General features: G+C 55.5%; 9 protein-coding genes and 1 tRNA gene. 2 read left to right on the top strand and 8 right to left on the bottom strand.

From position 1 onward, the window contains the following. The 5 genes from ACWB12_RS08250 to ACWB12_RS08230 all read right to left on the bottom strand — a co-directional run. A partial coding sequence (locus ACWB12_RS08250; protein WP_479529595.1) for an acyl-CoA dehydrogenase family protein occupies window positions 1-433 on the bottom strand: 433 nt, incomplete at its 3' end. Between the two features lie 185 nt (window positions 434-618). Continuing rightward, entirely contained in the window at window positions 619-1515 is an 897-nt protein-coding gene (gene rpoH, locus ACWB12_RS08245; protein WP_479529594.1) for an RNA polymerase sigma factor RpoH, read from the bottom strand. A 184-nt stretch (window positions 1516-1699) separates the two neighbouring features. Beyond that, on the bottom strand, window positions 1700-1921 hold the full coding sequence (locus tag ACWB12_RS08240) for a helix-turn-helix transcriptional regulator (protein WP_479529593.1): 222 nt from the start codon (window positions 1919-1921) through the stop codon (window positions 1700-1702). A 2-nt stretch (window positions 1922-1923) separates the two neighbouring features. Further along, entirely contained in the window at window positions 1924-2373 is a 450-nt protein-coding gene (locus ACWB12_RS08235; RefSeq protein WP_479529592.1) for a hypothetical protein, read from the bottom strand. A 111-nt stretch (window positions 2374-2484) separates the two neighbouring features. Then, on the bottom strand, window positions 2485-3513 hold the full coding sequence (locus tag ACWB12_RS08230) for an RluA family pseudouridine synthase (RefSeq protein WP_479529591.1): 1029 nt from the start codon (window positions 3511-3513) through the stop codon (window positions 2485-2487). On the opposite strand from ACWB12_RS08230, the gene ACWB12_RS08225 reads away from it, so the two are divergent. Continuing rightward, on the top strand, window positions 3512-3826 hold the full coding sequence (locus ACWB12_RS08225) for a DUF6476 family protein (RefSeq protein ID WP_479529590.1): 315 nt from the start codon (window positions 3512-3514) through the stop codon (window positions 3824-3826). The two genes, ACWB12_RS08230 and ACWB12_RS08225, sit on opposite strands and share 2 nt — an antisense overlap. Before the next feature lie 65 nt (window positions 3827-3891). Here ACWB12_RS08225 and ACWB12_RS08220 read toward each other — a convergent pair whose 3' ends face one another. Further along, entirely contained in the window at window positions 3892-6123 is a 2232-nt protein-coding gene (locus ACWB12_RS08220; protein WP_479529589.1) for a DEAD/DEAH box helicase, read from the bottom strand. Between the two features lie 186 nt (window positions 6124-6309). Beyond that, window positions 6310-6386: transfer RNA gene (locus tag ACWB12_RS08215), tRNA-His, on the bottom strand. Between the two features lie 108 nt (window positions 6387-6494). Here ACWB12_RS08215 and ACWB12_RS08210 point away from each other — a divergent pair. Continuing rightward, window positions 6495-6680 (top strand): DUF6324 family protein, encoded by a 186-nt coding sequence (locus tag ACWB12_RS08210; protein ID WP_479529588.1) that lies wholly within the window; start codon window positions 6495-6497, stop codon window positions 6678-6680. Here the strand turns inward: ACWB12_RS08210 and ACWB12_RS08205 are convergent. Continuing rightward, window positions 6664-7113, bottom strand: coding sequence for an MmcB family DNA repair protein (locus ACWB12_RS08205; RefSeq protein WP_479529587.1), 450 nt, complete (start codon window positions 7111-7113; stop codon window positions 6664-6666). The two genes, ACWB12_RS08210 and ACWB12_RS08205, sit on opposite strands and share 17 nt — an antisense overlap. Window positions 7114-7203 lie beyond the last annotated feature (90 nt).

The raw sequence follows: 7203 nt of genomic DNA, 5'->3' as shown, positions 1-7203 counted from the left end.
GCAACTGCATCGAAACCACGTCCGAACCTGCGCCCGCCTCGGACATCGCAAGTGCGCCAACATGTTCGCCCGAAATCAGTTTGGGTAGATATTTCATCTTCTGTTCCTGGGTTCCATTGCGCTTGATCTGGTTAACGCACAGATTGGAGTGCGCCCCGTAGGACAGGCTGATACTGGCGCTGGCCCGCGCAATTTCCTCGACCACCACAACATGCGCCAGATAAGACATATCCGCGCCGCCATACTGTTCCGGTGTGGTGACCCCCAGCAGGCCCATCTCGCCAAACTCGCGCCACAGCTCGTTGGGGAATTCGTTGCTCAGATCCACAGCTGCCGCCATCGGCTTGATCCGCTCTTGTGCAAACCGATGCACCATGTCGCGGATCGCATTCACATCCTCGCCCAGATCGAAATTCATCACAGCGTTAAACATGGCGACTCCAGTCAGTTATTGAACGTTTGTTCAATTAATTAACCAAAGCCGTGATTCGGGTCACTGGGCTCCCTCTTTCTTCTTTTTCCAAATACCTGCGCCGCAGGCATAAAAAAGGCGCTGTCCCCGTCAGGGGGCAGCGCCTTGGGGCGACGCGCGTAGCGCGGCGCAAACCCTGATAAACCCTAGGCAGGAACCATCATGCCCTTGCTCTTGGCCAAATCCCGCATCCGGGTCTGGATTTTCTCGAACGCCCGCACTTCGATCTGGCGGATACGTTCGCGCGAAACATCATACTGACCAGAAAGTGTCTCCAGCGTCACCGGCTTATCCTTCAAACGGCGCTGCTCCAGAATGTCCTTCTCACGATCATTCAGCACATCCATCGCCTCAACCAGCAATTCACGGCGCACGTCCAACTCGTCCTTGTCGGCATAGTCACCGGCTTGATCGGCATCTTCATCCTCCAGCCAGTCCTGCCATTGCATGGTGCCTTCACCCTCTGACCCAACTTGGGCACTCAACGACGCATCGCCCCCCGACATCCGGCGGTTCATCGAGATAACTTCGTCCTCAGTTACACCCAAATCGGTGGCAATCCGTTTCACATTCTCGGGCCGCAAATCGCCATCTTCCAACGCGCCAATGCGGGCTTTGGCCTTGCGCAGGTTAAAGAACAGTTTTTTCTGGGCCGACGTGGTGCCAAGCTTCACCAATGACCACGACCGCAGCACAAATTCCTGTATGCTGGCGCGGATCCACCACATCGCATAGGTCGACAACCGGAACCCTTTTTCAGGGTCAAACCGTTTCACTGCCTGCATCAGGCCGACATTGGCCTCGGAAATCACCTCGGCTTGCGGCAATCCATAGCCGCGATAGCCCATAGCAATTTTGGCAGCCAGCCGCAGGTGCGAGGTGACCAGCTTGTGGGCTGCATCAGTATCCTCGCGCTCGACCCAGCTTTTGGCCAGCATATATTCTTCTTCAGGCTCCAGCATTGGAAACTTGCGGATGCTTTGAAGGTAATTGTTTAATCCCTGCTCCGGTGACGGTGCGGGTAGTCTGGTGTAATTGCTCATACTCTGTGCCCCCTAATTGTAGTGATGTTTATAGGCTTAACATCAAGATAGGCATGGTTGCCGTGTTTTCAAGGTCGATACCCGTGTTTCGGGCCATATTTTAGTTCCATTAACTTTATATGAATACGCCAGAATAGAATATCTATATATGTGTCAAATCTTCACGCAAGCGTGCTTTTCTGTGTCAAATGTAAGGCGGCTCGAAAACGAACACTTCGGCCAGCGGCACATCAAAGGCATGCGCAATCATAAAGGCAAGCTCTAGCGAGGGTGCGTATTTGGCATTTTCGATCGCCACAATGGTTTGCCGTGTAACCCCTGCCTTTTGCGCCAGTTGTTTCTGGGTCATCTCGCCCGCATCAAACCGCAGCCGGCGTATGTTATTAGAAACATTGATCTTGGCCATGTTTACGCCGCCCGACGGTAAAGGATGAACTGGGTGGCCACCTCGGCCAAGGCGCTTGCAGCACAACTCGCAATGATGACCTGAAACACCGCAAAAATGCTCCAGCCCATTGCCAGCGCAAGAAATGCCGATACCATACCGAAAAACGTGAAATTGTTACCAACTTTTAACGCCTGCATTTCAATTTCGCGGTCGCGCTCGTCAATCAGAAAACTGGGTTTGGGCGTGTTGGTCTGTATTGCATCGAAAATACTGATCAAAATTGTCCCGATAATCCGCAAAATTATCCCGACAGCCATCAATGCCAAAATGGCCTTGCCAATCAGGCGGGTGCCTTCAGGGCCGTCAAATGCACCTGCGGCGTATAGGTCGGACACCTTCCAATAATAGGCGCTGAACAAAATCAGTATGGTGAACAGCGAGGCATATATATTTTTCTGCTGAAAGTTCATTAGGGGCTCCTGCTTGGTATGACTTACCATACCTTAAGTATGTGATTCTATACTTAGAGTCAAATATACTATACACAGGATCAAAACGATATAGATTACCTTACTGGCTGACTATTTGCGCAAGGCTTGCAGAAGGGTGGACATATCATCGGGAATATCGGCCTCAAACCGCATTTCTTCCCCGCTTACCGGATGCACAAACCCCAATGTAGCCGCATGCAGTGCTTGGCGTGGAAACGCACGTGCCGCAGCTTGGCCCGCTTCGCCCACTGCTTTCACCGCCAGTTTGCGCCGCCCGCCATAGGTTGGATCGCCGATCAACCCATGCCCCGCATGCGCCATATGCACCCGTATCTGGTGGGTGCGACCCGTTTCCAGCCAGCATTCAATCAGGGACGCCACCACAGGATTGCCCAGCGGCTCGATAATTCGCGAGCGCGTCACCGCGTGCCGACCCGAGCCAAACAACACCGCCTGTTTTTGCCGATCGTGTTTGTGACGGGCCAGTTGCGTGGTGATGCGCATGATGTTTCCAGGCTCGAAGTTCACACCTTTGACGCCGCGAAGACGTGGATCATAAGCGTCGGGTGCGCCGTAAACCACCGCCAGATAGCGCCGCTCGACCGTGTGTTTTTCAAACTGTGCCGCCAGTCCCTGATGTGCCACATCCGATTTGGCCACCACCAACAGGCCCGATGTTTCCTTGTCAATCCGGTGCACAATGCCGGGCCGCGCAACCCCGCCAACGCCTGACAGGCTATCACCGCAATAATGCATCAACGCGTTGACCAAAGTGCCCGACGGCGTGCCGGGGGCCGGATGCACCACCATGCCCACAGGCTTGTTGATCACGATCAGATCGTCATCCTCATAGACCACGTCCAGCGGGATATCCTCGGACTCGATATGGCTCTCACTGGCCACAGGCACGGTGATCACGACAACATCGCCCGCAGCAACCTTGGCCTTCTGGTTCACCTCGACCGCACCGTTCAGCACCACCTGTCCGCCCGCAATCAATTTTGCCAACCGCGACCGGCTGAGGTTTGCATCCTCTGGCACATCCCTTGATAACGCCTTATCAAGGCGCACAAACGGGTTGTCGGAAATGACAACGGTAATAGAGGATGTTTCAGCCATGAACGACGCCCCAGTGACAAATGATGAGCCGCAAGAGCCGGCCAACCTGAAATTTCTGCGCAAGCTGGTCACAGTTCTGACCGGCACGATGATTGTGGGCGTTGTAGTGATTATCGGGCTGATTGTCATGCGCATAACGAACCCGCCAGCAATCGTGCTGCTGCCCAACTCGATCACCCTGCCCGATGGCACACGCGCCACCGCCTTTACCCGCGGATCGAACTGGTATGCGATAGTGACAGACCAAGACGAAATCCTGATTTTTGACCCCAAAACAGGCGATATTCGCCAGACGCTAAAAATCCTGCCCTAACCACGCGCCAAGGATTTTTCAAAAATCCTTATAAAAAACCTTCAAGGTTTTTTGCGGGTCGCGCCCTAGTCTCGCTTCTTACCCATCGGTTTAACCGTCTTCTTCTTGCCCGTAGGTTTTGCAAACTTGCCTTTGCCTGATGCCTTGTGGCGTGGCTTCTTGGCACCACGATCATCGGCCCCTAGGTTCTTTGGCCGCGGTTTGCTGCCACCGCGCTTGGGCATTGCATCGGCTTCACCGCCAAATTTCGGCGCGAAGTCTGACTTGGGCGCCTCTTTGTGGCGCGGCTTGCTGTCGTATTTGGTCGCGGACTTAGGCTTGGCTTTGGCGGCAGGCTTGCGCTCGTCACTGTCCCATTTGGATTTGCCTTTATAGGCGGGGCGATCAGCACCACTATCGTCGTTATCCCACTTCTTTTTACCTTTGTAGGCCGGTTTGCCGCCATCACGGCTGTCGCTATCCCCAGCCTTTTTACCCTTATACGCAGGCTTACCGCCATCGCGGCCATCGCCATCCCACTTCTTCTTGCCTTTGTAAGCGGGCTTGCCGCCATCACGGTCATCAGAGTTCCACGGCTTCTTGCCCTTATAGGCTGGCTTGCCGCCATCACCGCTATCACGTCGCTGATAGGGGCGTTTCGGTCCACCGGATGGTTTGCCGCGGGGCTGTGGCGGCAAATCAGGAGGTGTATCCAGCACCGTCACCTTGATACCTTCCTCCAACTCTTTCTTGCCACCCAGCGCCTTGATAAAGTCGTTGGAAATCTGCGCGTTCAGCTGCACGAATGTTTCATCCGGCTGCATCCTTATGGCGCCAATGTCGCGCTTGGTGATATCACCCGCACGGCACAGCATTGGCAACAGCCAGCGCGGTTCGGCCTTTTGATTGCGCCCGATGGTCAGCGAAATCCATGTGCTTTCAGCAAACTCATCACGTGTGGCTTTGACATCCGGTCCCGTCACCGAAACTGTTTGCAAATCCTCGGGCGCTGACCGGCCGCTACGGTATTGCTCGATATAGGCGGCTGCGATCTGCTCGGGCGTGTATTTTTCCAGAAACTTGGCGACAAATTCACTGTCGGGTTTGTCCGAGACGGTAAAGCCTTCCAGCAAACGCTCGTCATCGCGTTCCTGCACCATTTTGGCGGTTGGCGGTGTGTCCCATTTGGCCGAAACCTTGGCCCAACCCAGCAAGCGCTCGGCTTTTTTGCGCTGGCTCATCGGCACGATCAGCGCCGAAACTCCTTTGGACCCCGCCCGCCCCGTGCGCCCAGACCGGTGCAACAACGCCTCTTTATTTTGCGGCAAATCGGCGTGGATCACCAGATCAAGGCCCGGCAAATCAATGCCGCGCGCCGCAACGTCCGTGGCGATACAGACCCGCGCCCGACCATCGCGCATGGATTGCAGCGCATGGGTGCGCTCGTTCTGGCTGAGTTCGCCCGACAGCGCCACAACCGACATACCGCGGTTGTTGAATTTCGCCGTCATGTGGTTTACCGCCGCCCGGGTGCCACAAAATACCAGCGCATTTTGTGCCTCGTAATAGCGCAGCAGATTGATAATGGCGTTTTCCTTATCGGCGGGTTTCACCACCAGCGCACGGTACTCAATATCGACGTGCTGCTTTTGTGCGCCCGCCGTTTCCACCCGCACCGCATCCGTTTGATAGGTCTTGGCCAACAGCGCGATGGGCCGCGCAACGGTGGCCGAAAACATCAGAGTGCGCCGTTCCTTTGGGGCGGCGTCCAGAATGAATTCCAGATCGTCACGGAACCCAAGGTCCAGCATTTCGTCCGCCTCATCTAGCACCACACATCGGATATCCGACAAATCAAGCGCGCCGCGGGTGATGTGGTCGCGCAAACGCCCTGGCGTGCCGACAACGATGTGCACCCCGCGATCCAGTGTGCGCCGTTCCGTACGGGCATCCATGCCCCCCACGCACGATCCGAACCGCGCACCGGTTTCAGCATAGAGCCATTGTAATTCGCGCATCACTTGCAGCGCCAATTCGCGTGTTGGCGCGATGATCAGCGACAAAGGGGCACCGGCCCGTTGAAAACTTTCGGCTCCGTCCAGCATCGTCGGCGCCATCGCAATCCCGAAGGCCACGGTTTTACCCGATCCGGTCTGCGCCGATACCAATGCGTCCTTACCCACAAGATCAGGGTCCGCCATCGCCTCTTGCACGGGCGTCAGCGTTTCATAGCCCTTGCGTGTTAAAGCGCGGGCAAGCGGGGTCATCAGGTCAGATACTTCGGTCACGGTTATTTCTTTCGGAGTCAGGGGCGGCATTGCGCAAGCGTGCCCAGATAGGGGGTTGTTACACCAAAGGCAACAGTTTGTCTTTTAGATCATCTCTCGTTTTATCATCATTAATGTATTCGTCCGGCGGCCCGAGGCAGCGATTGTTTGCAAATGCGTTCGGGCAGACGGACGAAGTCAATTACACGAGACATGCACAATGTGGTAAATTAGGGATGGTACCAGCGGCCCGAATTGAACGGGCGACCTCTTGATCCACAATCAAGCGCTCTAACCAACTGAGCTACGCCGGCACACAGCTGCCCAATTAGCGCCCGTCTGTTGGTAATGCAATAGGGCACGCTTGAAAAACCTGCCAATTGTGCGTATCGCCAAGCTTTGCATCTAACCGGAGTTCCCAGATGAGCATCAATAGCGAAAGCGATACCGCCGCAAACATCCAGATCGGCCCGACCACATTGGGCATGGTGCGGATTTATATTGAAGGCGACGGGATAGACCTGCCGATGGATTTCTCGCCCGAGGAGGCGATCGAGATTGCCGAGGAACTGATGGCGGCGGCGAAAACCATTACGGCTGGGAAATAAACGCCAAAACGGGATCGCGCATAAGGTGCAGCCGTTCCGCAGCATGGCGGGCAAGTTTGCGGGTAAGGGCGGCGCGTCGGGTGGCGGGCAGCTTTGCCTCCTGCCCCATGCGGATTACCTCGCCGTCAAACCCGTCAGCGATGATCAAGCCCGTTTCCAGCGGCAACAGGTCGGTGTCAAAATCCTGATCTACGGCCCAGAAGTAACGGTCACACCACGCCAGATACCCCTGCCATTTGTGGTCCGCCTGAAAATCGGCGCGGGATGATTTGCATTCTACCACCCAGATTTCCCCCTTTGGCCCCAGCGCCATAACATCGACGCGCAGGCCACGCGACGGCACCATTTCCACGACACAGGCAAAGCCAAGATCGCGCAAATGGCGGCAGGTGCCGCGAGCCAGAAGTTGGCCGGGTTGGAGATTTGGGTGCATACAATCAGCATGAACAAAAAGTGAACGAATTGCAAGCCTGCCGGCGCTGTCCGGTGTGAAAGCTGAAATACCGATTAACATGAAACCTAA

Source organism: Profundibacter sp. (assembly GCF_056498605.1).
This window is presented reverse-complemented; position numbering and strand designations above follow the sequence as displayed.

Excerpts from the sequence above, each read along its gene's own strand:
- rpoH (WP_479529594.1), bottom strand. The coding sequence starts at position 1,515 with ATGAGCAATTACACCAGACTACCCGCACCGTCACCGGAGCAGGGATTA.
- ACWB12_RS08240 (WP_479529593.1), bottom strand. The coding sequence starts at position 1,921 with ATGGCCAAGATCAATGTTTCTAATAACATACGCCGGCTGCGGTTTGAT.
- ACWB12_RS08235 (WP_479529592.1), bottom strand. The coding sequence starts at position 2,373 with ATGAACTTTCAGCAGAAAAATATATATGCCTCGCTGTTCACCATACTG.
- ACWB12_RS08225 (WP_479529590.1), top strand. The coding sequence starts at position 3,512 with ATGAACGACGCCCCAGTGACAAATGATGAGCCGCAAGAGCCGGCCAAC.
- ACWB12_RS08230 (WP_479529591.1), bottom strand. The coding sequence starts at position 3,513 with ATGGCTGAAACATCCTCTATTACCGTTGTCATTTCCGACAACCCGTTT.
- ACWB12_RS08220 (WP_479529589.1), bottom strand. The coding sequence starts at position 6,123 with ATGCCGCCCCTGACTCCGAAAGAAATAACCGTGACCGAAGTATCTGAC.
- ACWB12_RS08210 (WP_479529588.1), top strand. The coding sequence starts at position 6,495 with ATGAGCATCAATAGCGAAAGCGATACCGCCGCAAACATCCAGATCGGC.
- ACWB12_RS08205 (WP_479529587.1), bottom strand. The coding sequence starts at position 7,113 with ATGCACCCAAATCTCCAACCCGGCCAACTTCTGGCTCGCGGCACCTGC.